This is a genomic window from Legionella sp. W10-070 (assembly GCF_900640175.1).
Lineage (GTDB): Bacteria > Pseudomonadota > Gammaproteobacteria > Legionellales > Legionellaceae > Tatlockia.
This window is the reverse complement of sequence record NZ_CAAAJC010000008.1, coordinates 1-25837: the sequence shown is the minus strand read 5'-3', so window position 1 is coordinate 25837 and position 25837 is coordinate 1. Positions and strand designations below refer to the sequence as shown.

Sequence of the window (25837 nt, the reverse complement as noted above, 5' to 3'; positions counted from 1 at the left end):
GGAAAGCGATGATAGCGTTAGTATAGAACTATAGTCGCTAAACCCGAATCAGGGAGATTGATCATGGTCGAAAACTTGTTGGACGTATTAGTGGTAGGCGCCGGTCCTGTCGGTTTGTTTTGTGCTAATGAATTAATTCGTCACGGTCTGAATTGCCGCATTATTGATAAGAAAACCACCTTAAGTGATAAATCCAAAGCGTTGGGAATCCATATTCGGACATTGGATGTTATGGCTGACTGTGGTTTCATCGATCAGGTATTGACTCAAGGCCATCAAGTCGATGGTGCCTTATTTAAAGTAGAAGATAAGCAACTGGCTGATATCAGCTTTGCAGCGCTTAAGGCCAATTACCCGTTCCTTATTGACTTACCTCAAGATCAGACTGAACAAATATTAAACCAAGGGTTGCTTAACAAAGGCTTGACCGTAGAATGGCAAACAGAATTAACCAGCATTGAACAAACAACCAATAATATTACTGCGCTAATAAAGCATAATAATGGTAATGTAGAAAAGGTAACTGCTTCCTGGATTATTGCCTGCGATGGCTCTCACAGTACATTGAGAGAATTGGTGGGCGCAAAGTTTATCGGCGATAATTATAAGCAAACCTGGTGGCTTGCTGACCTGTTTATTGACTGGCATTTGCCGCAAAATAAAATGATTATCTATGTCAGCAAGGAAGGGCCTGTTGCCTGCTTCCCTATCGGCGAAAAGCGCTATCGCCTTGTGATGACAGCGCCTGAAGAACTATCCGGCAAAACACCTGCCCTTACGGAGATTGAACAAGTATTTAGAAAACGCTGTGGCGATGAAAAGGCAACACTTTCCAATCCCCTGTGGATCAGTCAATTTGGCATTAATCATCGGCAAATCGACAACTATCGGCATAACCAGGTATTTTTTGCAGGTGATGCTGCTCACGTCCATAGTCCTATGGGTGGTCAAGGACTCAATACAGGAATTCAGGATATTTATAATCTTGTCTGGAAGTTAGCACTGGTTAAAAAAGGTATTGCAAAAAATAACCTGCTGGATAGCTACCAGCTTGAGCGCCATCCTGTCGGGAAAGAAGTCCTGAAAAAAACCGGTATTATGACCCATATGATTCTCCTTAAGAATCCCTTGCTCATTCGTCTGCGTAACCATCTTGTAAAATGGCTAACTTCTTTTGCTACGTTGAGGGAATTAATCGCCGGGGACTTGGCTGAGCTGAGAATTTCCTATGATAAAAGCCCTATTGTAAAAAGCCTGGGGAAAAAAATAAAACTAACCGCAGGCACGTTTCCACCTGATTTTTTCCTGATGGAAGCTCAAACTAAAGAAGTAAAATCACTTCAGGCCATTATCCGTGGTACAAAACACCATTTGTTTTTATTTGCCGGTGATGATCAAAAACAATTCCCTGCCTTGCTCAAGACTGCCTCTTTTGCCAGTCAGCATCTTGGCAGTTGGGTGAATGTCCATTTAATTATCAGCCATGAAAACATGATTCCAGACTCATTTTCTGTGTTTATTGATGATGGCGAGATCCACCAGCGTTTTGCATTGACCCAAACCGCCGCCATATGGATTCGTCCCGATAAATACATTGGCTTAACCCAATCACCGATAAATCAGGAGGAGCTGGGCAATTATTTGCAAACTTACAGCAATACATTACCCTTGTAATTTGGAGTGCTAAACCTGTTTGGGAAAATTAACTATGATGACTCTCTTATATATTTTTTATTTTATCGTCGGCTTGCAGATCGTGTTTAAACCCAATCGGTTTATAAAACTGCAATTTTTACTCTGCCTGTTCCTGACCATGCTCCTGTTTAACTTTCACAGCCATTTGGTGAGGCTATGATGACACACAATAAACTTCATCGTTTCGGCAATGTTATCGGGTTGGTGATTGTTTGCATTATATTAATAATAGCCTTTTACCAGCAATTAACTGACCATGATCTTCCTTGTCCTTTATGCCTATTGCAGCGAATTTGCTTCATTGGGGTAGGTTTGTGCCTTTGTATGAATCTAATGACGGGAATTCGCATCAGTTATTATGGCTTGATAGTTCTCTCCTCGCTATTAGGTCTTGGCATCGCTTTGCGGCAGATTTTCTTACATGTTTCCCCGGGTGACATAGGCTATGGCTCCCCCTTACTTGGTTTGTACCTTTATACCTGGTCGGCCATTGGTTTTATAATTATTATCGGCCTTTCAGCCATTGCTCTTTTATTTGAGCGGGGTTTTTATGAACCTGGCCAGCAACCAGGACGCTGGAGCTATTTTTGGGCAAGTTTATTTCTTCTCTTGATCCTTGCCAATGGAATCAGTACATTGCTCGAGTGTGGTCCGTTAATATGCAAGGACAATCCAGTTCATTATTATTTTATGGATAATAGAGCTTAACCAACAGTATGCGGGAAAATAATTATGCGCGTTTTAACCTTACTATGTTCTCTGTTGATTTTTACCAATAGTCAAGCGGATACAATGGAACATTATATGAATATCTCTAACAATATCCCGCAAATGGAAATAAAAGCCGATCCGCAGGCACAAGCTTGGGCAAGATCGGCCCGCAGCGTATTGATAATAACCGACGAAAGCATTGCCGAAACCTTGCTACAGGCCAATGAATTGGCAAAAGCACAAGGAAAAGCCTTGTTTTGCCTCCCACCTGGAACCGCTTTAAATGCAATTACCTTAAATGGCATTATCCTGCAAACCTATCGAGAAATTTCAAGCCAGCAAAGTGATAAAGATAAGATGACAGTATCACAGGTGGCCTGGCTTGGTGTTACCAAGAAATACCCATGCCAGACAGATACTCATGCAAACCAGATGGAACATATGGCATCCCTGCTTACGCATTAGGCCAGCCTCCAGCAGGTTCCGACAGTCAATCCCATAAAAATCAAGGAGAATGTAAGCCGCAGACTTTCTCCAACACTTAACTCCTGTTAAGCACTAAACTCTTCAAAAGCTTCCAGCGCTTCGGCAGCATACATGAGCGAAGGTCCGCCTCCCATATAAACAGCCATAGCCAGCGTTTCCATTAACTCTTCACGGCTTGTCTGCAATTTAACCAGAGCCTGTGAATGGAAGCCAATGCATCCCGGACAATGATTGGCCACCGCCAAAGCCATAGCAATTAACTCTTTGGTCTTTTTATCTAAAGCACCATCCTTTGTGGCCGCTTGTGAGAGTGCAGAGAAACCAGCCATGACTTCCGGCATTTCTTTACGCATCTTGGCCAATTGGGTACCGATGCTTTTAGTGATCTCATTGAATTTCTGTGACATCATATACTCCCTTCTTAGTGAATAGTATTGCAAGAACTTTATATCATGTTTTAATAATCGGTAACAATCGATTAACCCACTTCATTTACAGCCTGCTTTAACCGGAATAATATCCCCTGCCTCTGGATTTTTGGCGATAATACCAAGGTTCGTCGTCAAATGAAGCTCGGCGGGAAAAGGCAGGCTAGACAAGCATTTATAAAATCCTTCGTCTTTCCTTCCAAGAGCATTTGATCAGCCGACTTAGCCAACTGCCTCTCGGATAATCCAGACCCGTTGCACGGCATTTGCCAATACTGCTGCATCCATCCATAACACCAGGGGTTTGTTACCCACACCGGCAATCAGCGATTTTGCAGACAAAGCCACCGCGAAAGGGTATTGTTTCCTTAACGCTTGCAAAGAAGCCAATACCTTACTCGCATCCGCTTGATGATCCTGTAAGATTAATTCATGCGCTCGATAGATAACCGCCACCTGCTGTCCCTTAAGCGCATTTTTTACAGCCGTCTCTAATCGCCGCCACCTGGCCTGCCTGCCTCGTTGTATTTCAGCCTGAGTAGGATTTTGCTGAAACTTAAGCCTTGCATGAGGTGAGAATACTTTCGCCCAGTTACCATTACCCGGTTTTTGTTGCAGAAAATAAGTACAAAGCGCATCCACCAGGTAGCGATAACGTCCAGAGATAGAAGGCTTCGTGCCAGGAACGTTATTAATATAGATGGCAAAAGCCAAGGTATGTGCGTTGGCAGTGTAAAGATAGCCGGAAAGGCTGACAATACCTCTCATTGTTCCTGTTTTAGCACGCACCATATCCTGTTGCATCGGTTTTTTAAAACGTCGCTCCAAGGTTCCATCACGCCCGGAAACAGGCAGGGCGGCAATATATTCATAAGATAAAGGAAACCGGTTATATAAAAAACGCAAAAGTCCTATCGTCTGACCAGGGGTTAATAAATCGTAACGCGACAAGCCGGAACCATCAGTCAGCACCGCATCACTTAACTCGATTCCTGTTTGTTGCTGGATGAATTTTTTTAATATCGGTTGCGCCTCTCCCCAGTTTACCGGCGAACCATGAAGCTTCTCTGCGGCATGCAGAAACAAACTATCGGCGTAAAGATTGTCTGAGGGTTTTAATGTATCAGCCATCAACTGAGCAATTGGCTTGGACGACTCCGCAGCAATTAACAAGGAACCGGAGGGTGTTTTTCCTAATAGGACATTGCCATCCAGGGTAATGTTAGCCAATTTTAATTGACGCTTGATTACCCCTTGCGCATAGAGGAAAGGGTTACGGATAGCCATTTGTTGTTGAACGGCCCATTGACCAACCGCAACACAACCTCGTACCGTTAAATAATTTTCCTTGTCCATTGAAAAATCAACCCCGCAACGGCTACCGGCTGCCCTGGTTTTTACCTGGTTATTGATAACCACAGTGCCGCTGGCATCATTGGTTTCAATCACACCCGCTTCATCTGCTTTAGCCGCAGGGTTCACCGTGATCGTCAAGCGATTGGTATCCATCATCAAGGGAGCAAGGGGAGCCCCGTAACTGTAAACCAAATCCTCCACCATCCATCCTGGCGGATAAGGGTTAACTGAAGCATGACTACTATCTATGTACACATTTCCCTGAATACGCTGGATGTGCCAATCTTTTAACCTGACTAACAGTTTGGTGAGGCGCTCATGATCAAAAGAAGGATCCCCCGAAAGGCGTAAATACAAAGACCCTTTCAAAACACCTTGTTGTAACTGAGAAGCATTAGTGCTTAATTGATTTTTAAAGCGATAGTCTGGACCCAAAATCATCAACGCAGCCGCATCAGAAAATAATTTCATATTACTGGCCGGGATAAAATAGCGCTCCTGATTTCGACTGTAAAGGGTAACTCCTGTGGTCAAATCAACTACTTCAATGCCAATATTAAGGGAGGGAGAAACCCCATTGATTAGCTTGTCCGCACCAGCTTGAAAGCTGGCATGGGAGGGAACTGCAAGCAAAGTCAGCAAGGCACCCGACAATATCCTTTTCATCGATAGTTGTTCCTTCATGTATGAATAAGTTGGAATAGGAAAGAGAAGTGCTAATCATATCCTAAGCCCATGCGCTCCAGAAGCCCTGCCAAGGTATCATTATCAAAAAATTTTATTTGCAACCACCCCCCGCTACCATTTGTGGAGACAATTTGTACGGGTGCCCCTACCTGCTCTGAAATTTTTCGCTGTAATCGTTCAATATCACGATCGGCCTGAGGATTTAGTAACTGCTGCTCACTTACTTTAATTTCCCTTATTTTCTTCTCGACATACCGTACTGACCAGTCATTTTTCTCAATTTCATCTGCCAGCAGCAATTGTTGGCGGGCAGGAAGCCCTACCAGCAACCTGGCATGTCCCAGCGACAATTGGCCGATCCTTAACCGCTCCTGCAGCGGCTCGCATAAGGTTAACAATCGTAAGATATTGGCAATGTGACTACGCGACTTCCCTACCAAAATCGCTATCTCATCCTGTTGGAAATGGAACTCATCACATAACCGCCGATAACCCGTTGCTTCTTCAATTAAGTTCAAATCCTGACGTTGAATATTTTCAATCAAGGTCACTGCAGCAGCCTGCTCATCAGTGTAATCACCGATCAAGCAAGGCACTTCAGCCAAACCTGTCATTGCAGCAGCCCGCCATCGTCGTTCACCGGCGATGATCTCATACCTTTCCTGAGCCGTTTTCCTGACAACCAACGGTTCAATCAACCCTTGCGATGCAATAGAATCCGCTAACTCTTGCAACGCACTCTGTTCAAAATATTTTCTTGGCTGGTAGCGCCCGGGTTTTAGCCACTCGATAGGAAGTAATTTAAATAAGGTTTTCATTTATCAATTCTAAACATGTGGTTTTCTAATACCGTTTCCATTTAGTTTTGACAGGTTGTTTGTCATTCCCGCAAAGGCGGGAATCCATTTTTAAGGCGCTCCGTGCTATATCCTGCATGGATCCCCGCCTTCGCGGGGATGACAAGAAGCAGAACAATTTGCACAAGACAACCTGTCAAAACTAAATGGAAACGGTTTTAATTTAGAGCTGTTCTCACTGGCTCTCAACAGCCTGCGGCCAGGAACCACCCTTCGACCTCCAGTATAAGCCTTTCGATGAAATTTAAAACCCGCAGTAGATCTGATTTTGTTTATTATTCGTTAAAAATGATTACTCGACACTCATTGTTAACACATATGCTGCGCTACCCGATCTAATAACTGACTCAGGTCAAATTGACTTAATTTGCAATGACTCTTGTACGAATGGCTGTTGTTTAGCCTCTGCAGTTGTGGCTTTGGCAGCAAAGAAAGTAATTGAAGAATCCGCCGCAAATTTTGTCATTTGGCGAGACACCTCCGTGGCCAGAAGCCGATTACCGGCAAGAAACGCTCTCGCTTCCGTTTTTATGAAGCTGTCATCCGAGCATAAAACACGCACCAAATAGTTAACTGCCTGCTGTAAATTGCCAGTGCCTCCCTTTTCTGCCAATGCCAAAGCCCAGGCCAACATGGCATTAGTGCAGCCTTGCTCAGCAGCAGCCTCCATCCACTCCTTATAGTGCCGGGAGTTTTTAGGGTGAAAACTGGCCAGCTTATATTGCGCCATTGCATTACCATTCTGAGCCAATGCTTTGATTTGCTTTACTCTGCCGACCGTATCAATTCTCATACGATAAGCCTCGGCAGTCTGTTTGACAGCCTCAGTTGGGCGAAACAAGCTGTTAAATTTGAAAATTGAACTCATGATTACTAATCAATCCCTAAGGAAATTCTTAGCTCAAGAATAAATGATCAAAATTAAAACAAAATTAAGTAATTTTGCATTTACTCTAAATTTACGCTTTATCGTAGATAGACCATCCCAAATGAAATAACATGTGGGCGACAATGGCTGCCAGTAAACCGTATTGCCAGAATAGCCAACCAAATAATGCAGCCTGCCATCCATTGAGCAATAACATGCTGTAGATAAAACGCCGACTGGATTGGCAACCTGCCGCAATATAGGCAGGGAGTTGTCCAAGGCTGATAAATAATCCGCTCAACAGGATAGCAGTCCAAATGACGTAAGCATTGTTCCGCCCTGAAAATAGAATGGCAAAAAACGCAATCACATTCATTAACCCCCAACGGGTAATAATTTCTTCGACCACCCCGCCATAAAGAATGCAGCCATCAAGCCCTAATGCCGCCCTTACCTTATGCATGTTCTGAAGGGTCTGCTCGTCGAGAATGCTGGCAGCCAGACCATAATAAAGGATGAAAAATCCGAGCAACCCAACAATGGTATACAATAAAACGGGCAACAGACTCTCTTGCGCCTGGATCAAAAAAGGGGCAGCTTGCAGCATGGACTCCAGAAGCGGTGCGTTAAGACCGGTCTTTGGCGAAAGAACCGTACCGGCAAAACTCATTAATAAAACCATCAACAAGGTCTGTCCAATGGCAAAACGCCCGACCCGCTTTTTTAAGTGCTCACTGTTTTCCTTTAACAGCATGTTAATAAGCCTCGGAATCGCAATGAGTACCCCGGGTAAGGCTAGAGAAAATAATACTATCACTAATGGCCAATTAACTTGCATGATCATTGCTTCCTTAATACCGTATAGAAAAAACCGTCTCCTTCATTTTCCTTGGGCAATATCTGCCAGCCATGCCCAGTACTCTTGCCCCAGGGCTTATCGTCCGCTGCAAACTGGCAGTCCGTCTGATGAGCAATGAATCGCATAATCTGCTGTTCATTTTCCTCCCGCATGATTGAGCAGGTAGCATACACGAACACCCCACCCGGAGCTAACAGCGGCCACAGCTTTTGCAATAACTTGTATTGTAAATTCACAATAGCTTGAATGTCAGCTTCTGTCCGCAATAATTTAATATCTGGATGACGCCTGATAACACCTGTAGCAGAACAGGGGGCGTCTAACAAAATCCGGTCAAACAATTCACCATCCCACCAATCGGGTTTTAAGGCATCGCCCTGAATCAAGATTGCCTGCAAATTCAGACGCTGGAGATTTTCTCTCACCCGCTGCAGGCGTCTTTCATCAATATCAAGTCCGATACACGCTGCCAGATGGGATTCTGCTTCCAGAATATGACACAGTTTACCTCCCGGCGCACAACAGGCATCCAGGAGCCTTAAGCCAGGCCGAAGTTCTAAAAGGGATACTGCGAGCTGGGCAGATTCATCCTGTACTGATACGTCTCCACACTCAAAACCGGGTAAATCCTTCACATCAACTGCGGTTTCAAGCCTTACCCCCTCTGGGGAGTAAACATGGGGATGAGAGTTCATGCCGTTTTGCTGCAACCGCTCCCTATAAGCCTGACGCGTCATATGACGCTGGTTAACGCGTAAACTCATCGGCGGATGGCAATCATTTGCCTGAAGGATCGCTTGCCAATCCTGCGGCCAATCTTTTCTCAAGCGCTGAATCAACCATTGAGGATGGTTATAAACAAAATAGTCGTTACTCTCCCACGGCCCCGGAGGTGTTTGCTGTTCGCGGCAGAACCTTCTTAACACAGCATTCACCAAACCTTTAGCCCAGTTTTTCTTGATTAAATCCAACAAAGCCACGGTTTCTTTTACTACCGCATAGTCTGGCTTTTGCATAAAATGCAATTGATAAAGACCAATGAGCAAAACCAGCCAAACCTCAAGTGATTTGGGCCGTTTGGAAACAAGGCAATCGGCCATAACCTCCAGACGGATATATTGGCGACAAACACCAAAACAAATTTCCTTGCTCAGCGGTGTTAAATCGCTTGTAGCTTGCATTAAGTGAGAAAGAGGAACTTTTTCCTGCACCAGTTTTACCAGTACCTTTAACGCCTGCAGGCGCTCATTCTTTTTCATTGTAAAACCAGACCAGAGTGTAACTGCGAACGGGAGGCATTCAGCCAATCAGCGACTGTCATTATCCTGCCACCAGGGAATTGTATTAGATCAATCATTAGCGCCTGCTCCCCAGTGGCCACCAGCATGCCATTTTTATCAAGAGAAAGGATGGTACCCGGCGCTGCAGGGGAAGACATTTCAACGGGATGTGCCGCATGGATGCGTACTGTTTCATCATTAGCCCTGGTATAGGCAACAGGCCAGGGGTTAAATGCTCTTATTTGATTGTTGATTTCTCTGGCCGTTTTGCACCAGTTAATCGCAGCATCTTCCTTATTAATTTTAGCGGCATAAGTAGCCTGAGCATCATCCTGAGGGATTGGTTTAGCCTGCCCTGCCGCTAATTCATCCAGCGTAGTGAGTAAGGGCGTTACCGCCAACTGCGCAAGCCGGTCGTGTAAACTGCTCGCCGTCTCATCAGGTGCAATAGGACAAATGGCAGTTGCCAGCATATCGCCAGTATCCATACCAACATCCATTTGCATGATGGTAACACCGGTTTGCCTATCCCCATGAAGCAAGGCATGCTGAATAGGAGAAGCCCCTCGCCAACGAGGCAGCAAGGAAGCATGCACATTAATACAACCTAACCTGGGAATAGACAGTACCTTTCGCGGCAAGATAAGCCCATAAGCAATGACGACCATCACATCCGGTTCTAAGGCAGCAAGCTGAGCAACTGCCTCTTCATTTTTAAATCCCAGTGGCTGGTAAATAGCTAATTCTTTAGCCAATGACCATCTTTTTACTGCAGAAGGTTGCAGTTTACGCCCACGGCCAGCCGGCCTGTCTGGTTGAGTATAAACCGCTAGCAGCTGATGCGCTGAATCCAGCGCAATCAGAGAGGGCAAAGCAAATTCCGGTGTGCCGGCAAATACAATTTTCACGAATGGTTCCTTAAAAATCAGGGGCGCGATTACCGTTCAAATGCGGGAATTCACTCCACCTAAGCTCAGATGAATTCTGATTGGGCTGAAGTTATTTACAGCTGCGATAACGTGCATTTTTTCTACTTCACTCATGTTCCGCACGTGCGTAACATGAGTAACTCAGGGCTTTCTCAGTAATTCTTAACGTCCCGCATTAGTCAGGAAAACCAGGCTTTAATCGCATCCCTTATTTACGTACTTTTTGACGTTTGAATTTATCCAGCTTTCTTCTTGCCATCGCGCGCTTGAGGGGGGAGAGCAAATCGACAAATAATTTACCGTTCAAGTGATCTATTTCATGCTGGAAGCATTCCCCTAACAGGCCCTCGGCACTCATCTCGAAGGGCTTTCCCAAGCGATCCTGAGCGCGGATAGTCACGCGTTGGGCACGCACCACCGTGTCATAAGCCCCAGGCACAGACAAACAACCCTCCTGGTATTCCTGCTGCCCTTCCGCCGCAATGATTTCAGGGTTTATCAGCACTAATTGCCCAGTTTTATCGCCAATAATATCAACCACAGATAAACGTAAGCTCACACCTATTTGGGGGGCAGCCAGACCAACGCCATTGGCGTTATACATTGTGTCAAACATGTCATCAATAAGCGTTTGCAAAGATTCATCAAACTGTTCAACTGGTTTTGCAATTTGCCGTAATCGTTCATCAGGCAAGTAGAGTATTTTGCGAATGGCCATATCTGTCTATTTTAAACGTCTTAAAACATGCTATTATCGCCCAATACCTCGCTTTGCTGCAAGATGCCAGCCGTTAAGATCCAAAGATCAACGGCATCTCCACCTTGGATTATGGTCGGTAATTAACGCACTTGTCAGTAAATAACAATGGATTAGTCTCTTGTCATGAAAAACAAACCCTACCTGATTGCCCTGAATAAAATCCCCTCCATCGGCCCACGTACTACCACAAAATTACTGCACCACTGGCCCAATCTGGAAGTAATGTTCCAATTATCAGTCCCTGAACTGCAGCAAGCCGGCCTGTCATTAAAAATGGCCCAGGCAATTAAGCAGTTTAATCTTGCCAGTATTGAAGCAGACTTAAGCTGGCAGGAGGCAAGCCATCATCACCTGCTGACATGGGAGGATCCCGACTATCCTCTACTGCTCAAAGAAATTTATGACCCTCCTCCAGTTCTTTATGCCATCGGTGATATCGCCTGCCTGCAACAGCCTACTGTCGCAATTGTCGGCAGCCGAAAGCCGTCTGTTTCCGGCAGCGAAACAGCCTGGCGCTTTGCTTCAGAATTAGCCCTTAATCAGATTAGCATCATCAGCGGGTTGGCATTGGGAATTGATGCCCAGGCACATGGGGGCTGTCTGAATGCACAGGGGAAAACAGTTGCGGTGATGGGTACAGGCATCGACTGCATCTATCCTCGTCAGCATCGGGTTTTAGCAGAAAAAATTGCTCAAAGCGGCCTGCTAATTAGTGAGTTTCCTTTAAAAACACCGCCAACCGCTGGACATTTCCCCCGAAGAAACCGTATAATAAGCGGTTTATCATTGGCCATATTGGTTATTGAGGCGGCAATTAAGAGTGGTTCATTGATTACTGCCCGACTGGCGCTGGAGCAAAATCGAGACGTCCTGGCCATACCCGGTTCTATCCTGAATCCACAAGCCAGAGGCTGCCACCACCTTTTGCAACAGGGGGCCAAGCTGGTTACTTCGGTTCAGGATGTGCTCGATGAGTTAGGTCTGGATAGGAAGCAAGCTATTAAAAATAACAATGATAACGCAACGCTATCCCTTGCCAGCGATGATAAAAACCTAGTAAAGTGCATTGGTTTTGAGATAACAACCATAGATCAAATCCTCGTACGAAGCAGGTTAACTATTGGGGAAGTGGTCAGTTCTCTGGCTACATTAGAACTACAGGGTATTGTTAAAGCAGTCCCCGGTGGCTACATGAGGTGTGCGTAATGAAAGATAGCTTATTTGAAATGTTAATGAGTTTTTTTGAGAAAAGTTTAGCGCAGTTAAAGGAAAACACCGCTAATGCAAGCGATAGCCAGGAATCTGCTGATTCAAGCATGGAAAGCCGTACTCTTTACATCCGTGATGCTCAAAGCACTGCTCTTCGTGTATTTACTGCTGATGAACAGAGAAAACTAAGCAAGGCAAGTTATCAATTCCTTACCCGGCTTATGCTTTGGGGAATTATCGCCCAGGACACCATGGAATCAATTATTAATCAACTGCTGTTCTCTGAGTCACGTTTTGTCAGTTTGCAGGAAACAAAATGGACTATCCGCAATATACTTGCTGATACTCTTGATGCAAATCAACTGGCTTTTCTTGATCTTGTGCTATATCAAAAAGAAGACAAGCTACCATTGCATTAAACAATGCCACAAGGAAGGTCAACAGTATATGAGTAAACATTTGGTTATCGTGGAATCACCTGCGAAAGCTAAAACCATCCAAAAATATTTGGGTAAAGATTATGATGTCTTAGCCTCCTATGGGCATGTCAGGGATCTGCCTGCACGCAAAGGTTCTGTGGAGCCTGAGCATCATTTTGCAATGACTTATCAGCCTATTGAAAAAAATATCAGACACATCGAATCAATTGCCAAGGCATTGAAAAAGTCTGATTCACTCCTGCTCGCCACCGACCCTGACCGGGAAGGAGAAGCAATTTCCTGGCATGTCTATGAGCTAATGAAAGAGCGGAACCTGTTGAAAGACAAGGAAGTCCACCGAATCTTTTTTAATGAGATTACCAAATCTGCAATCCAGGATGCCGTCAATAACCCCCGTTCTATCTCCATGGATTTGGTAAACGCCCAACAGGCAAGGCGGGCATTGGATTACCTTGTCGGATTTAACCTATCCCCCCTCTTATGGAAGAAAATTCGCCGCGGTCTTTCCGCTGGCCGTGTCCAAAGCCCGGCATTACGGCTCATTGTCGAAAGAGAAGAAGAGATAGAACGTTTTGTTTCGCAGGAATATTGGCGAATTACTGCTCAATGCAATGATGGTAATACCTCCTTTGAAGCAAGATTAACTCATTTTGAGCAAGAAAAATTACAACAGTTTAGCCTAACCACAGCAGAGCATTCTCATCGCGTTCGCGAACAGTTGCTTAAAGAAGCACAGGGGACTCTGTTAGTTGATAATATTGAGAAAAAACAGCGCAAGCGAAAACCCGCTTCGCCGTTTATTACTTCTACTCTGCAACAGGAAGCTGCTCGAAAATTAGGGTTTACCGCCCGCAAAACAATGATGGTGGCACAACAATTATATGAAGGGATTGACATTGGTACTGGCACAGTAGGGCTAATTACCTATATGCGTACAGATTCAGTCAATCTGGCCACTGAAGCGATAGAGGAAATCAGAAGCTTTATCAAACAGCGCTACGGTGAAGCAAATTGTCCTAAAGAGCCACGCATTTTTAAAACCAAATCAAAAAATGCCCAGGAAGCCCATGAGGCTATTCGCCCAACATCCATCAAGCGCACGCCGGAGCTTGTACAACAGGCGCTGACGGCCGATCAGTCTAAGCTGTATAACCTGATCTGGAAACGAACGGTGGCATGCCAGATGACAGATGCCTTAATTGATACCGTAGCAGTGGATTTAAGTTGTGGCAAAGGGAATCGCTTTCGAGCCAATGGTTCAACAGTTGTCTTTCCCGGGTTTCTCTCCGTTTACGAAGAGGGGCATGATGATAGCCAGGAAGATGAACAAGGGGCGGTTCTGTTACCCACCCTTCGGGTCGGACAAAAAGTCAATTTACAGGATATTCTCGCTAATCAACATTTCACTGAGCCACCGCCGCGCTATTCCGAGGCGTCGCTGGTGAAAGCCCTGGAAGAGTATGATATAGGACGGCCGTCGACCTATGCCGCAATCATTCATACCCTCCAGCAACGAGATTATGTAATAGTGGACAAGAAGCGTTTTATTCCCACCGATGTTGGCCGTATTGTTAACCGTTTTCTTACCAGCCATTTTACCCGCTATGTAGACTATCAATTTACCGCCCAACTTGAGGATACCCTGGATGCGGTATCCCGCGGAGAACGAGAGTGGGTGCCTGTGTTGGAAGAATTCTGGAAGCCTTTTATTCATCAGATCCATGAAACAGATAGTCAGGTACAACGCAAAGACGTAACCACTGAAACACTTGAAGAAAGCTGTCCTAAATGTGGTAAGCCGCTGGCTATCCGCTTGGGAAAACGAGGCCGTTTCATCGGCTGCACTGCTTATCCGGATTGCGATTACACTCAGGATTTAAACCAGACGAGCGAAAAAACGGGTCCAGAGATAGTGGAAGGTCGCACTTGTCCGGAATGCGCTGGTCCCTTACATATTAAAACCGGCCGTTACGGTCGTTTTATTGGTTGCAGCAACTACCCACAATGCAAGTATATGGAACCCTTGGAAAAGCCTGCTGATACCGGCGTTGAGTGCCCTAAATGTCATGAGGCAACAATCCTTAAGCGTAAATCACGCAAGGGAAAAATATTTTATTCCTGCGGTAATTATCCAAAATGCGACTACGCTCTTTGGAACGAGCCTATTGACAAACCCTGCCCGCAATGTGCCTGGCCTTTGTTAACTGTCAAAGAAACCAAGCGCGCAGGACGTCAAATCATTTGCCCTCATGAAGGGTGTGGTTATACAGCCAGCGAAGACTCTTAGTAAATAAGAGAGGTACAGCATTGATATAATTGGGCTCTACCCAGAAAACAGGGGCACTTTAATCAAAGTTAGAGCAGTCTAACTTCTTGATTTGACGATCAAAAAGGAGACTAAAGTGCCGAGGAAAGATGTTATTCTAAATTTACCTGGTTTTGCTATAGGTCTGCTTAATACTTATCCTATTATTTTATATGGTATTTTATTTAAGAACCACGGACTATTTGCGTAGATTTTCATTCTACCTTACTTGTATTACTCTATCAGCCATATTAATCGACTCCTCACGATGAGCAATAATCACCTGCGTTATATTTAGATTTTTCAAAACTTCATTAATTTTAATTTCAGTTTCAATATCTAAATGACTGGTAGCCTCATCAAGAAACAAAATTTTTGGATTTTTATAGAGTGCTCTTGCTATTAATACTCGTTGCTTTTGGCCACCGGATAATGTGCTGCCTAAATCGCCAATCAGAGTTTCATACCCCATTGGCATTTTTAAAATGTCGTCATGTATTTGTGCCATTTTTGAAACTTGATACACTTTATCAATATCAATATTAGTATCCATAAAAGTAATGTTATCTAAAATTGAACCACTTATTAAAGAATCATCCTGCATGACAGTAGCACATATATTGCGATATTTATTTAACCCTATGGTTGATAAAGCAATATCATCAATTAATATTTCACCTGTTGATGGTGTAATCAAACCCAGCATAATTTTTAACAATGTCGTTTTTCCAACACCCGAAGGCCCTGTAATAGCTACTTTTTCACCTTGTTCAATATGAAAAGAAAGATCCTTTAATATCCAATTTTGATTTTCCCCATAACGGTAATTCAAATTATTCACTTTTATATCACCACGTATGTCTTTCTTTAAACACTTAACATCACCTTCAATTTCAATAGGTTGTAGTAATATGTCAGCGACCCTGTTTAACTGAATAGATATTAATTTATAGTCGAAAATTTTTTGAATAAGAGAAGAGGATTTATTTACCAGGCTTTGACGATAGGCTAAAAAAGCCATCAACATACCAACAGAAAATTGATTTCTCATCACCAATAAAGCACCAAGTGCAATTACCATAATATGTTCAACATTAAAAACAAAAATATTACCCACATTATAAAGAATATTTACCCGAGAAATTTTAATATCTGCGTTCATGGCCTGAATAAAATGATTTTGCCAACCTTGAAACATCGATTTCTCTTTCGAATACAGCTTGATTGACATAATGCTTCGAATAATTTCCAGGAACTTTGAGTTCACTTGAGCATGTTCATTAATTGAGAGTTCAGTTTGCCCTTTATGGTGACGATAAGCGCCTATTCTAATCGCGGTATACACGGCCAACGCGAACAACACAATTAATGTTAGTTTTAGGCTGTAAATTACCATAATAACCAACGCTAAAATAATAACAAATCCGTCCAATAACGTATTAATTGAGTCAGTTGTAATTTTGCTCTGAATTTCATTAATTGAATGAAACCTCGACAAAATATCACCCTTGTGTCGACGCTCAAAGTAGCTATAGGGTAGTTTTAATAAATGATGCATAACCCCAGATGAAAAATACTCCGACATCCGATTTGTCAGATAAACAACAAAATGACTTCTCATATACTCCACAAAGGTATGGCAACACGTTAAAATTAAAAAACCAGCAACAATAACATATAGGTTATTGATATTATTTGAGCTTGTTACGCCATCAGTCACATATTGAATAAACAAAGGGTTTATTAAAATAAAAACTTCAATGGCAAACGATAAGAATAATAAAATGAGAAAGCTATTTTTTAATCCCTTAATATTCTTAAATAAATCAAATAAAGATAATTTATTTTGCGCTTTAACAGGGGAAAAATGTTCATTCTTATCCACTTCCAGCACAATCCCGGTGAATGCATTGGAAACCTCTTCAAATGAGACTTTCCTTTCGCCTGCGGCGGGATCGTGGATAATAATGTAATTTTTATGAACCGCTTTTAAAACAACAAAGTGATTTAAATTCCAATGCAATATTGCTGGGCATTGAACTTGCTTCAAATCATCTATCTCGACTCTGATTGCTCTTGTTGTGAAATCTAACTTGTCAAACATGCGGATTAAATCAAGCATGGATGAACCATTCATTGAAGGTTCTTCAATCATTCTTAATGAAAATAAATCCACTTGATGCCCATGGAAATTACAAATCATTGCCACACAAACATGTCCACATTCTGAAAATTGGTCTTGTTTAAATACAGGTAGCTTTTTTTTGCTGATGTTCAATAAGCTTTTTGATGAGGCGGTCATATGACTTGCTCTCCATAGTAGCTGTAGAGTGGATCAAGAACCCATTGCCATATGCTCTTTTTTTCGCCAGTGATAATGGCAGAAAGTGTCATCCCATGATTTAATTTAACTTTTTTACCGTATGCCAAAACATAAGGTTCTTTTAATTCGGCTTTTATTTTGTAATAAGGCTCGCCTATGTGTATGGGCTTATCTTCTTTTTCATCTGTTAAAATTGTTTGATTGATTTCTTTAATCGCTGCTTCATAAAAGCCAAAGCGCTGTGAAGGGTAAGCATCATACTTCAGGTTAATTTTTTGGTTTTTCTTTAAAAACCCAATTTCTCGGGAAGGAATATAAAGTCTGACAATCAAATTAACCTGTGAAGGAATAATCTGCAGCAATGGTTTCGATGACTGCACCTTTTGTCCCCTACGATAAAATATATTAGTAACCGTTCCATCTGATGAAGCCGTAATTTGTTGAGTTTGATTCTCTTTAAATTGAAGTAGCTCATACTCCGCCATTTTAACTTTATTTTGAAATTCTAAACGCTCCGATTCTGCTTCTTTCAAACTTGAAAATGAGACATATTTCTTTTCATATAATTTTGTTAATGCTTGATAGTGCTCATCTTTAATTTGATATTCCCTTTTTAAGTTTAAAATACGCTGCTTATGGTTGTTTAATTGTATTTCATTGTTAGATGACACAGGATTGGAGATAATAAATAAAACATCCCCTTTTTTTACCTCACTTCCTTCCTCTACAAATATCTTCTCAACTAATCCTGAAGCATTCGACTCCACAGAAATAATTCCATTTTCAGTGTCTAGAAATCCCCTGACTAAAGTTCGTTCTGAAATTTGAGCAAAAGAAAAAAATAGTAACAAAACAAAAACAAGTGCTACGGCAATATATCCTGCAACGCTGTAATTCAATGGAATGTTAATTCTAACCACACCCAAACTTCTATGAATACGATTGTTAATAACATTTTGGCGAAAAAGAGGATATTTATTTTCCATAAGACAGCGCCTGTAAAAATGGGTTTCCTTAGTCTTTGCTATTTTGCTCTTCATCTATCCATTGAGACCAGCTTTGATAATCGTATTCGCCATAATTTTTATGGCTTATTTCTTTTAAGATTTCATAGGCAAAATCATGGTTGTTTGGTTGCCTAAGCTTTAATAAATCAACCAAAGTATATCCTGCCTGTTTAATCACTTGCGCATGACTGGCTGAATCAGATTTTATAAGGCCTAATAAGACATAAGCCGCTTTATTTCTATCGGTTACATAAGGATAATTAAGTGCCTGAATTATCCTGTTAACATCAAGTTGAGGTATTTTTTGTTTAGCAACGATGGCACCTAAAACTCGCATAACATTATTGCGCACCAAATCACTTGCATCATCCGTATAATTGATTAAGAAATTTGCGAGCGACTGATAATTTGTATCATTGGCAAGGATAAAAATGGCATCTGCACGTGCCTGATCGTTTTTACTGTTTTTAATTATATTAAATAACGCTTGTTTATGTTTAACCACGCCTTCCCGCAACTTCGGCAACGTATTTTTTATATCATCTTGGTCAAAGCCCCAGGTACAATGCATGACTGGGCATGATGTTTTACTGAAATCATATTTATTTGCTTTGGCCATTTGCATTTTTTGAGTGTTATAGTCATCCCAGACCTGAAAAAGAGCTTTTATATCTTTGCTCAGTATAACTCTTTGCCCATGCTTTACGCTGTTATGAGCTGGAATTCTATAGGTTTCACTTTGTTTCACAATGTCCAGGGTAGCAAATGATCGTTGCTCAATTGGGTAATAAACAGTCAAAAGTTTAACTTCAGCAAAATCATCAACCTGCTTTATTTTTGCGACCATCTTTTCTTCTAATTTTAAGACATGAAGCACGTCCTTCTCTTGGGGTGCAGTTGATGAGGAACTCAGCTTTTGTGATTCACTCTGATATTGCTCAACAATTTCAGAACAACAGGCATAAATTTTCTGCTTTATATTGTCATCAACCCCGAAGATGTCGAATCGATCTGGGTGAGCACATAATCGACTGGACAATACCAATAATCCTAAAGTAAAAATCCCTAATCTTCTCATCATTAAGCCACTCTTTTAACTTCATTTAAATAGACATGCTTTTGTATGTTTTCAGCACAAATTTTTTGCGCCTTGTCATCAAAATCCTTTGTTGATAATGTACAACTCGACAGACTCCATGCAAAATCAAAGCGTTTTTGCATCAGAAACTCAGCAAACATATCCATATAACATAATTCAGGGAGCCTATCTTCTACCCATAAAAATTGGCCTTGCTCATTTAACTCTAAAAAAATAATCTCATTATCTGGAGTGACTATGAAATCAAAGCAACCAAATACCACGCCCATTTTCTTCATGTATTGGATAATTTTAGCTTTTATGGGCCGCTCCAAATCATAAGGTGAGAGTGCAAGTTCAACCCCTGGAATTTTACGCCCATCGGTTTGTCCCTGAACATGTTGCTGAGAATGAATTTTGACAGCACTTATATGTGAACCAAAGCAGGTCACTCGTAACTCAAATTGCTTCTCAACATATTTTTGATAGATACCTGGAACAACTTGTAACATTTGATCAGACGGCAAATCATTTAAAGTTACTTTATCTGTATATAACAGCTTCATTCCATCGTCATCCGCCCAATGATGAGGCGCGAACGGTTTATATATCACTGCCTCTTTGTTTGAGTTATTAATGAAATTTTTAATGTCTTCGGGAGAGTTTGATATCAGTGTTTCCGGTAGCTTAAAACCACATTTTTGTGCCAATTTCAGCTGTGTTATCTTGGATCGGGTTTTATAGGTTGATTCTATTGGGTTTACCCACCATGAGTCACTATTTAACATATAGGGAATTGAATCGTGATAAATTGAATTCTCTTTATGAACAAAGCTTTTATCATCTTCATGGATATATTTTGGAAGATGTGGTCTTCGGGGTCTTCGCCACCATATCGATTCAATATTCTTGGTATTCCACTCTATATTAGGATTTTCATCAATAATCGTAGTCCAGGAATTATATTCATTGGAGAAATAGAGATTGTTTTTTTGAATACTTGGCATATCCGCGCTGAAAAATAACCTGCTTTCATACCCTTTTTTTTCCAGAGCAAGATGAACTAAGACAGCGTGAATATCATCAGGCTCTGTAATAATTAAAACAGTCATATATATCCTTATGTTTTAAATAAGGGCCTTTCCTTGAAAAGACCCAAAATGCACTCACATGTTATTGATTACCAATCCACGACCTGATCCACGACACCATCAACATTGCCAGGATAGCTTCCGGTTGCCCGTTGAGTTGTTCGGGTAGTCATTTTTGCTGAGCCGCCTGATACTTCAGTCAATTCTTCATTGGTTAATTCTTTAGAGGCACAATAACCAAGGACTCTTTCTTTATTTTCCATATTTATCTCCTATTTAAAATTAATCAAAAACCACATCTTCTACTTCATCATATCCGGGTGGAGCGTTTGGTTCGTCTCCTAACTTTTTGCGTCGTAAGTTTATTTGATCCACCTGAAATTTCACTTAGCGCTTCGGTTGGGAGCCTTTGAGCTTTGATATACGCTAAAGGTCTTTCTTTATTATTAATTCCATTTAGACCCCTTTAAGTTTTCTAATTTACAAACTATCTAAGAAGCGGTGATTAGCCAACTTATTAATAGATTCTTACTTCCTTTCAGAATACAAGAATTCTTTTATTGATAATTGACAGGAATTAATGTATCAGCTCCACCAATAAATCTTTTATAAAGGCATCATTTTCGATTCCATTGCACTCGTGATAGGCAGACCATCCAGGCGAAGGGTTTGCTTCTAAAACAACATACTCATTGTCCGACTTGATAAAATCGATACCCATTAATGTGTTTCCTTCATACTCTGTTACTGCCAAACAAAACAACTTGAGTTCGTCCGTTAAATCATCAAAATCAACGAGTGAAAAAAAATTTTCGTCATAGCGGTAATCAACACCCATTTTTTTGAGTGATAATTTGCCGTAAGTTTTTCCATTGACAACATGGATTCTTAGATCATTCCCGTCTACTTTTTCCTGAAATAAGGTCGGCATATTAGATAAACTTTCTTGATTCCAGGAAGTAAAGTCCTTATCATCAACGACTATTGAACGAATGCCAGACAGTGATTTGACAATGTAATGTTTGTTATCAGATAGTTTTGCCAATCCATTTTGCCCTTTGATAACATAGCTTTTTCCTATGGAAATATTATTGTATGGTTTACTGGCATTTTTTAATGAAGTATTTAGTTGATATAATTTTGATTCATTGTTATGTTGTTTTTGGGGAGCGCAAATCACTCTGCCTTCCCAAGTATCAACAAAATTGTAAAATTCACCCAGTATAATCCAATTAGGATCATCTCTATCTATCTGACAGCCACGAATATACAAATTTTGGGGATATATTTTTAATTGCTCAGCATCATTTTTACGATAGACAAAATAACTTTCTGAGTTGTTTTGAACAAAGGTCCATTTTTTATGGAGGTCTTCATAATAAAAGATTAGAATTTTATCATTCTCTTCAATAGCATGCTCAAGGCTAAGCAGCACTTTATCCTGCTTTGGACCAAAAACAATCGTATTTACTATCACATCAGACATATCACTTGTATATAAATAATCTATTTCAAAAAGAGGTTGATGTGATTTATCAAGTCTGCCGCCATTAATTTCAGGCCTATGACTTGAGCTAATAAAAGTTGCTAATTGAGACATTTAGAACTCTCCTCTACTAAATGCTTCTGCATAAAACTATTGAAACCAGGATTTTTTGCAGATTGGATGATATCTATATTGATACAACCGAATGTTATTTTTTCTTCATTAACAAACAATAAAAGCTCAAAAATAAAATACTCAAATAATTTACGAATTTGTTGGGTGATAACTTTTATTCTTGTTCGTTGTTCTATACTTGATTTTTCATCAAATGTTATTAAATCTTTTTCACCAATAGATAAGACAAATAAAGGCTTACCATCAGGTTTAATAAAACGAAAACCGCTCTCTTGTTCACTGTAAATCTGATTTGTAGACCAATTTAAACAATCAAATATACTTGAATGAACAATATTTTTTTCATCAGACAAAAACGGATGTCCAGGGCTTCCCCAGTAATATCTTGGAATAGAAATCCCTTCGATATTTTTGACCATTTGCCACTGTTGAGGTAAAGTCTTAAAGCGTTCACAGATACCGTTTATAGCTTGAATTTGTGGGCTGACAAATGCATTTAAAGCAAATCCTAAATAGGCCTCAAACTCTCTTTGAGCATAATTCCTATCTTCATGCCGAAATTGATTAAATAAACACTCTTCAACGTTAATCACTCGGTTTAATAAATAATGAGTTTTATTGGAATATTTATTGCCAACAGTGTCGAACCACTGAATGCTGGGTCCGTTCTTATCTAATTCGTCTCTAATCTCAAAATTGTCTAGCAATTCTTCAATGAAAATAACATCTATCGACTGCTTTACCGATTCACTTTCAAGAATCCATTTTGTAATTGCCTCACTCCTATGAGATGAGGCAACGAGTAGTTTTTTCTCAAACATATCAAAATCTATACTCAATTTTTTTATTATTGATACCATTCATCATGGCTAATCCTTCACAACTATCTTTAGATGAATCCTTTCCGCCTTCCTTGCCTTCGCTACCACCCTCCTTACCATCACTATACACGCCAAAAAAGACTTCAATTACATTTTCCATTTTGTTTTGGTCTTGCATTTTACTTCTCCTTTTATTTATTAATGATTTCACCACCAATAACATTTCCACCAATTTTTGAACCACCTCGGACATACACTTTTCCATGACCATCATCAAAAACAATATCGCCACTTACTTCAGAGTTATTCTCAAGAAACACTTCCTGAGTTTTATTATCTGTATGATGAACTTGTAAGTTTTCGTTTATTTTTGAGTTTATCAAGCGAATTGAACTTGAAAAAACATCCAATGACTTTTCAAATTTTGATGAAGATGCTTTTAGTGTTCCTTTTATTTCTGCACCTTGATTAACAATACATTGAATTAAAACAACACTGCCATTCACATTTAACGAAGCAAAGTTGGCATCATCGGCATTCAACATACCATTAATTTCCGTAGCACCTTCTACTGTTGTGCCATTTACCGTCACCATTCCATTTCCGGATAAATTGCCTACAGTTCCTTTCCCACACGTCACACTGCCAGGCGCATGTTTACAAACATCTGCATTTGCAGCTGTTACAGCCCCCGTTAGCATGAGTGCGGAGATTATTTTTTTAAACTTCATTTTTTCTCCCTTTATTAACTATTCATTAAATTTGCGAGGTCAAACACATGTTTACAAACTTGTGAGCTTATAAATCTACTTTCCATTAATTGCGAAGTCGCTTGCTTTTTCTCTTCCTCCAGGTGGGATTTTTCGAATGTTCCATCTATTCTTAAAATCCCTGTTCCTGTTATATGTTGGACTTGTTCCATTCCATTTAAGTTTCTTGCTATATTTAGAAGTGCTATACATATAGGTAATCCTGCACTTCTCGTATCCATGACACGAAATTGGTTTTCCATTGATATGAGGTTGTATTTAAACTTCCTTAATATTCTCCAAGAGCTATCTATGTTGGACAAAATGGTGATAGCTCGACCTAAATTTTTCTTTAAACTAGTTGCTACACTTCCATTAGCCTCTACAGTTAAAGAATCATTAGGGTTAACGTCCATAACAAGGTTGAACACGATTCCATTTTTGTTTTTGTCATAAGCAGGAATGATCACATTTGTGGTTAAAGGTTGAAAGCTTTCCTTGATGCATAAAACAAAACTTCTGTTATCCATTCTTTAAAACCTTTTCACTGCATTCAAAAAGTTGATTTAATTTCAAGAAACCGAATCAACAACATGGATCAGATTATAATTACACTTTTTATCAACATCAATAGTGCATTTACACTTTTTTACAACATTATTTTGCAATTGCTTTTTTTTGCCGGCTCTTGGTGTATAATTGCTTTAAATTAAGTTGATTATCAATTTGTGAGATTATTGTGCTAACTTACATAAAGCCTAAAATTATATTATTAGATGATGATCAGTCCCTTTTAGATGTTATTCATTATTATTTTACGGAACAGTTTAAAGATTCAGTTATCGTAAAAACATTCTCAAAAAGTAAAGACTGTCTTACTTATCTAGAAAAATATTGTTATTTACCCGATTCACCAATGGAAATCCTTTATTCATTTTATGAAAGTGATATGAATAAAGCGCTAATTACAAAAACACTTAAAGATTTATCTGAGCTATCAGCAATCATTGTATTAGATCAGGAGTTAAGGGGTGAGAGCATAACAGGAATCGATATCAGTGCCACAATACGAGAATACTTCCCGGCGTCATATATCAGTATGCTTACCAGCAATGTTTCCAATAGTCGAGCGATTCAATTACATAATAATCATAATATTGATTTATTTATTGACAAAAAAGATACGGATGCCATTCACAATCTTTATACCTATCTAGCTGAGCATATTGACACAAATAATAATCAGTATGCATTAGACTCTATTGATATATTTCCCAATAGTACAATTATAGAGAGCAATCCATATGTTTTATGTAAAAAAGCACTTTTAAAACAACAGAACCCCTTGGCTTTCTTAACTTTAAATGCGAATGGAGATATAGCAATTTCACAAGATAATGAACAAGTATCTTTTTGGCAATATAACTCTAAAGAAAACAATTTTATAGCCTATGAATATTAATGAAATTTCAAATGAATTAGTAAAGCTATCGCCCGCTAAAAGAGTAAAATTCATAAGACAGAAATTGCTGAAACAAAATCAACAGTCCTTTTGCGAAGATGGTATCGTACGTTCTGGAACATTAAAATCAATTGAAAGTGGACGAATGAAAATTGGCTCCAAAATTGCAGAACGCCTAGTTCATAAATTTAATTTAGAAGGTGTTATATGTGATTCTCAAATTTTTCTTGAGAAAGATGCTCCCTGTGATATAAAAATAGACTTTTCAAAGAAAGAACTCACCGGTGACTCAATGAGTTACCTCGAAGAAATGAGACAAAAAATAACGCAGCTTACCCCGATTATCATTAGCACAGATGATTATGAGCCAATCTTTCCCAAAGAAACTACGTTATTAACGCATGAAGCAACGAAAGAAAATTTAAAGCAATTTAAAAATACATTATGTTATATTAAAGGTGATAAGTCTTCACTGTACTATTTAACTTACATGAACGCTGAAGAACTTCAGGCAAATTTTAATAATAAAACAATTACCATATCCACCAATATGCTTGATTTTTGTTCAGTTTATGTTGTTAAAATAATCTATTTCGGGAATAAAACTCGACTCTAAACCAGCCTACTAATAACACCGGTCCTTTAGCCAAACCAAAAGCAACTCATCAAAAATATTGTTTCACAGACTTTCATTTTATGCTTAAATGCGTTTTTCAAGGTGATCTCCTCCCTATAAATAGATCCACTTTAAACTAGAGAATCTGGCAAAATATGAATTAATGAAAAACGGGGTATTTGCCATGAAACGCAGTAAA

At 40.3% G+C, this 25837-nt stretch carries 26 protein-coding genes; 8 read left to right on the top strand and 18 right to left on the bottom strand.

Features of this window, described 5'->3' with window-relative positions:
• The first annotated feature begins 63 nt into the window (after window positions 1-63).
• From E1O65_RS04695 to E1O65_RS04685, 3 genes are all read left to right on the top strand, one after another.
• Window positions 64-1674: an FAD-dependent monooxygenase gene (locus tag E1O65_RS04695; protein WP_133132440.1), complete on the top strand. Its 1611-nt coding sequence runs from the start codon at window positions 64-66 to the stop codon at window positions 1672-1674.
• A gap of 177 nt (window positions 1675-1851) precedes the next feature.
• Window positions 1852-2403, top strand: a complete 552-nt coding sequence (locus tag E1O65_RS04690) for a disulfide bond formation protein B (RefSeq protein ID WP_133132439.1) — start codon at window positions 1852-1854, stop codon at window positions 2401-2403.
• A gap of 24 nt (window positions 2404-2427) precedes the next feature.
• Window positions 2428-2871 carry a phosphatase gene (locus E1O65_RS04685; protein WP_165474904.1) on the top strand — a complete coding sequence of 148 codons (444 nt, stop codon included), beginning with the start codon at window positions 2428-2430 and terminating at the stop codon, window positions 2869-2871.
• A gap of 86 nt (window positions 2872-2957) precedes the next feature.
• On the opposite strand, the gene E1O65_RS04680 is transcribed toward E1O65_RS04685, so the two are convergent.
• The 8 genes from E1O65_RS04680 to def form a co-directional block, all read right to left on the bottom strand.
• Window positions 2958-3299, bottom strand: a complete 342-nt coding sequence (locus tag E1O65_RS04680; protein ID WP_133132512.1) for a carboxymuconolactone decarboxylase family protein — start codon at window positions 3297-3299, stop codon at window positions 2958-2960.
• A 243-nt stretch (window positions 3300-3542) separates the two neighbouring features.
• A complete protein-coding gene (gene dacB, locus E1O65_RS04675; RefSeq protein WP_133132438.1) occupies window positions 3543-5342 on the bottom strand; it encodes a D-alanyl-D-alanine carboxypeptidase/D-alanyl-D-alanine-endopeptidase in 1800 nt (599 codons plus the stop codon).
• 50 nt (window positions 5343-5392) lie between these two features.
• Window positions 5393-6181 (bottom strand): ParB/RepB/Spo0J family partition protein, encoded by a 789-nt coding sequence (locus E1O65_RS04670; protein WP_133132437.1) that lies wholly within the window; start codon window positions 6179-6181, stop codon window positions 5393-5395.
• Between the two features lie 391 nt (window positions 6182-6572).
• Window positions 6573-7088: a hypothetical protein gene (locus E1O65_RS04665; protein ID WP_133132436.1), complete on the bottom strand. Its 516-nt coding sequence runs from the start codon at window positions 7086-7088 to the stop codon at window positions 6573-6575.
• Window positions 7089-7179: 91 nt separating this feature from the next.
• Complete coding sequence (locus E1O65_RS04660) at window positions 7180-7926, bottom strand: CPBP family intramembrane metalloprotease (protein WP_133132435.1); 747 nt, start codon at window positions 7924-7926, stop codon at window positions 7180-7182.
• Between the two features lie 2 nt (window positions 7927-7928).
• On the bottom strand, window positions 7929-9206 hold the full coding sequence (gene rsmB, locus E1O65_RS04655) for a 16S rRNA (cytosine(967)-C(5))-methyltransferase RsmB (RefSeq protein WP_133132434.1): 1278 nt from the start codon (window positions 9204-9206) through the stop codon (window positions 7929-7931).
• Window positions 9203-10135 (bottom strand): methionyl-tRNA formyltransferase, encoded by a 933-nt coding sequence (gene fmt / locus E1O65_RS04650; RefSeq protein WP_133132433.1) that lies wholly within the window; start codon window positions 10133-10135, stop codon window positions 9203-9205. Before fmt ends, rsmB begins: the two co-directional genes overlap by 4 nt.
• A gap of 229 nt (window positions 10136-10364) precedes the next feature.
• A complete protein-coding gene (gene def, locus E1O65_RS04645; RefSeq protein WP_133132432.1) occupies window positions 10365-10874 on the bottom strand; it encodes a peptide deformylase in 510 nt (169 codons plus the stop codon).
• A gap of 165 nt (window positions 10875-11039) precedes the next feature.
• Between def and dprA the strand changes: the two genes are divergently transcribed.
• From dprA to topA, 3 genes are read left to right on the top strand one after another with little or no spacing between them, the layout of a single operon-like run.
• On the top strand, window positions 11040-12122 hold the full coding sequence (gene dprA / locus E1O65_RS04640) for a DNA-processing protein DprA (protein WP_133132431.1): 1083 nt from the start codon (window positions 11040-11042) through the stop codon (window positions 12120-12122).
• Complete coding sequence (locus E1O65_RS04635) at window positions 12122-12544, top strand: DUF494 family protein (RefSeq protein ID WP_133132430.1); 423 nt, start codon at window positions 12122-12124, stop codon at window positions 12542-12544. The genes dprA and E1O65_RS04635 overlap by 1 nt, the downstream gene beginning before the upstream one ends.
• A 28-nt stretch (window positions 12545-12572) precedes the next feature.
• Window positions 12573-14852: a type I DNA topoisomerase gene (gene topA / locus E1O65_RS04630; protein WP_133132429.1), complete on the top strand. Its 2280-nt coding sequence runs from the start codon at window positions 12573-12575 to the stop codon at window positions 14850-14852.
• Between the two features lie 238 nt (window positions 14853-15090).
• On the opposite strand, the gene E1O65_RS04625 is transcribed toward topA, so the two are convergent.
• From E1O65_RS04625 to E1O65_RS04585, 10 genes are all read right to left on the bottom strand, one after another.
• On the bottom strand, window positions 15091-17172 hold the full coding sequence (locus E1O65_RS04625; RefSeq protein ID WP_133132428.1) for a peptidase domain-containing ABC transporter: 2082 nt from the start codon (window positions 17170-17172) through the stop codon (window positions 15091-15093).
• Window positions 17169-18179 (bottom strand): HlyD family efflux transporter periplasmic adaptor subunit, encoded by a 1011-nt coding sequence (locus tag E1O65_RS04620; RefSeq protein WP_165474903.1) that lies wholly within the window; start codon window positions 18177-18179, stop codon window positions 17169-17171. Before E1O65_RS04620 ends, E1O65_RS04625 begins: the two co-directional genes overlap by 4 nt.
• A 28-nt stretch (window positions 18180-18207) precedes the next feature.
• Window positions 18208-19281, bottom strand: coding sequence for a HEAT repeat domain-containing protein (locus E1O65_RS04615; RefSeq protein WP_133132426.1), 1074 nt, complete (start codon window positions 19279-19281; stop codon window positions 18208-18210).
• Window positions 19281-20390, bottom strand: a complete 1110-nt coding sequence (locus tag E1O65_RS04610) for a hypothetical protein (protein WP_133132425.1) — start codon at window positions 20388-20390, stop codon at window positions 19281-19283. Before E1O65_RS04610 ends, E1O65_RS04615 begins: the two co-directional genes overlap by 1 nt.
• Before the next feature lie 68 nt (window positions 20391-20458).
• Window positions 20459-20632, bottom strand: a complete 174-nt coding sequence (locus E1O65_RS04605) for a bacteriocin (RefSeq protein ID WP_133132424.1) — start codon at window positions 20630-20632, stop codon at window positions 20459-20461.
• 314 nt (window positions 20633-20946) lie between these two features.
• A complete protein-coding gene (locus tag E1O65_RS04600; RefSeq protein WP_133132423.1) occupies window positions 20947-21969 on the bottom strand; it encodes an ATP-grasp domain-containing protein in 1023 nt (340 codons plus the stop codon).
• On the bottom strand, window positions 21957-22811 hold the full coding sequence (locus E1O65_RS04595) for a hypothetical protein (protein WP_133132422.1): 855 nt from the start codon (window positions 22809-22811) through the stop codon (window positions 21957-21959). The genes E1O65_RS04600 and E1O65_RS04595 overlap by 13 nt, the downstream gene beginning before the upstream one ends.
• 1 nt (window position 22812) lies before the next feature.
• Window positions 22813-22989 carry a hypothetical protein gene (locus E1O65_RS12545; protein WP_165474902.1) on the bottom strand — a complete coding sequence of 59 codons (177 nt, stop codon included), beginning with the start codon at window positions 22987-22989 and terminating at the stop codon, window positions 22813-22815.
• Window positions 22990-23002: 13 nt separating this feature from the next.
• Complete coding sequence (locus tag E1O65_RS04590) at window positions 23003-23542, bottom strand: hypothetical protein (RefSeq protein WP_133132421.1); 540 nt, start codon at window positions 23540-23542, stop codon at window positions 23003-23005.
• Window positions 23543-23556: 14 nt separating this feature from the next.
• Window positions 23557-24090, bottom strand: a complete 534-nt coding sequence (locus E1O65_RS04585) for a hypothetical protein (protein WP_133132420.1) — start codon at window positions 24088-24090, stop codon at window positions 23557-23559.
• Between the two features lie 209 nt (window positions 24091-24299).
• On the opposite strand from E1O65_RS04585, the gene E1O65_RS04580 reads away from it, so the two are divergent.
• Window positions 24300-25022 carry a hypothetical protein gene (locus tag E1O65_RS04580; RefSeq protein ID WP_133132419.1) on the top strand — a complete coding sequence of 241 codons (723 nt, stop codon included), beginning with the start codon at window positions 24300-24302 and terminating at the stop codon, window positions 25020-25022.
• Entirely contained in the window at window positions 25012-25638 is a 627-nt protein-coding gene (locus E1O65_RS04575) for a hypothetical protein (protein ID WP_133132418.1), read from the top strand. Before E1O65_RS04580 ends, E1O65_RS04575 begins: the two co-directional genes overlap by 11 nt.
• Window positions 25639-25837: the final 199 nt, after the last annotated feature.

Bases quoted from the DNA above. Each gene is read 5' to 3' on its own strand.
- E1O65_RS12545 (WP_165474902.1), bottom strand. From the start codon at position 22,989: ATGCAAGACCAAAACAAAATGGAAAATGTAATTGAAGTCTTTTTTGGC.
- E1O65_RS04635 (WP_133132430.1), top strand. From the start codon at position 12,122: ATGAAAGATAGCTTATTTGAAATGTTAATGAGTTTTTTTGAGAAAAGT.
- E1O65_RS04575 (WP_133132418.1), top strand. From the start codon at position 25,012: ATGAATATTAATGAAATTTCAAATGAATTAGTAAAGCTATCGCCCGCT.
- E1O65_RS04665 (WP_133132436.1), bottom strand. From the start codon at position 7,088: ATGAGTTCAATTTTCAAATTTAACAGCTTGTTTCGCCCAACTGAGGCT.
- E1O65_RS04680 (WP_133132512.1), bottom strand. From the start codon at position 3,299: ATGTCACAGAAATTCAATGAGATCACTAAAAGCATCGGTACCCAATTG.
- E1O65_RS04625 (WP_133132428.1), bottom strand. From the start codon at position 17,172: ATGACCGCCTCATCAAAAAGCTTATTGAACATCAGCAAAAAAAAGCTA.
- topA (WP_133132429.1), top strand. From the start codon at position 12,573: ATGAGTAAACATTTGGTTATCGTGGAATCACCTGCGAAAGCTAAAACC.
- E1O65_RS04660 (WP_133132435.1), bottom strand. From the start codon at position 7,926: ATGCAAGTTAATTGGCCATTAGTGATAGTATTATTTTCTCTAGCCTTA.
- dprA (WP_133132431.1), top strand. From the start codon at position 11,040: ATGAAAAACAAACCCTACCTGATTGCCCTGAATAAAATCCCCTCCATC.
- E1O65_RS04620 (WP_165474903.1), bottom strand. From the start codon at position 18,179: ATGGAAAATAAATATCCTCTTTTTCGCCAAAATGTTATTAACAATCGT.
- E1O65_RS04605 (WP_133132424.1), bottom strand. From the start codon at position 20,632: ATGGAAAATAAAGAAAGAGTCCTTGGTTATTGTGCCTCTAAAGAATTA.
- E1O65_RS04670 (WP_133132437.1), bottom strand. From the start codon at position 6,181: ATGAAAACCTTATTTAAATTACTTCCTATCGAGTGGCTAAAACCCGGG.
- E1O65_RS04685 (WP_165474904.1), top strand. From the start codon at position 2,428: ATGCGCGTTTTAACCTTACTATGTTCTCTGTTGATTTTTACCAATAGT.
- E1O65_RS04695 (WP_133132440.1), top strand. From the start codon at position 64: ATGGTCGAAAACTTGTTGGACGTATTAGTGGTAGGCGCCGGTCCTGTC.
- rsmB (WP_133132434.1), bottom strand. From the start codon at position 9,206: ATGAAAAAGAATGAGCGCCTGCAGGCGTTAAAGGTACTGGTAAAACTG.
- E1O65_RS04690 (WP_133132439.1), top strand. From the start codon at position 1,852: ATGATGACACACAATAAACTTCATCGTTTCGGCAATGTTATCGGGTTG.
- E1O65_RS04615 (WP_133132426.1), bottom strand. From the start codon at position 19,281: ATGATGAGAAGATTAGGGATTTTTACTTTAGGATTATTGGTATTGTCC.
- def (WP_133132432.1), bottom strand. From the start codon at position 10,874: ATGGCCATTCGCAAAATACTCTACTTGCCTGATGAACGATTACGGCAA.
- E1O65_RS04590 (WP_133132421.1), bottom strand. From the start codon at position 23,542: ATGAAGTTTAAAAAAATAATCTCCGCACTCATGCTAACGGGGGCTGTA.
- E1O65_RS04595 (WP_133132422.1), bottom strand. From the start codon at position 22,811: ATGTTTGAGAAAAAACTACTCGTTGCCTCATCTCATAGGAGTGAGGCA.
- E1O65_RS04585 (WP_133132420.1), bottom strand. From the start codon at position 24,090: ATGGATAACAGAAGTTTTGTTTTATGCATCAAGGAAAGCTTTCAACCT.
- E1O65_RS04610 (WP_133132425.1), bottom strand. From the start codon at position 20,390: ATGACTGTTTTAATTATTACAGAGCCTGATGATATTCACGCTGTCTTA.
- dacB (WP_133132438.1), bottom strand. From the start codon at position 5,342: ATGAAAAGGATATTGTCGGGTGCCTTGCTGACTTTGCTTGCAGTTCCC.
- E1O65_RS04600 (WP_133132423.1), bottom strand. From the start codon at position 21,969: ATGTCTCAATTAGCAACTTTTATTAGCTCAAGTCATAGGCCTGAAATT.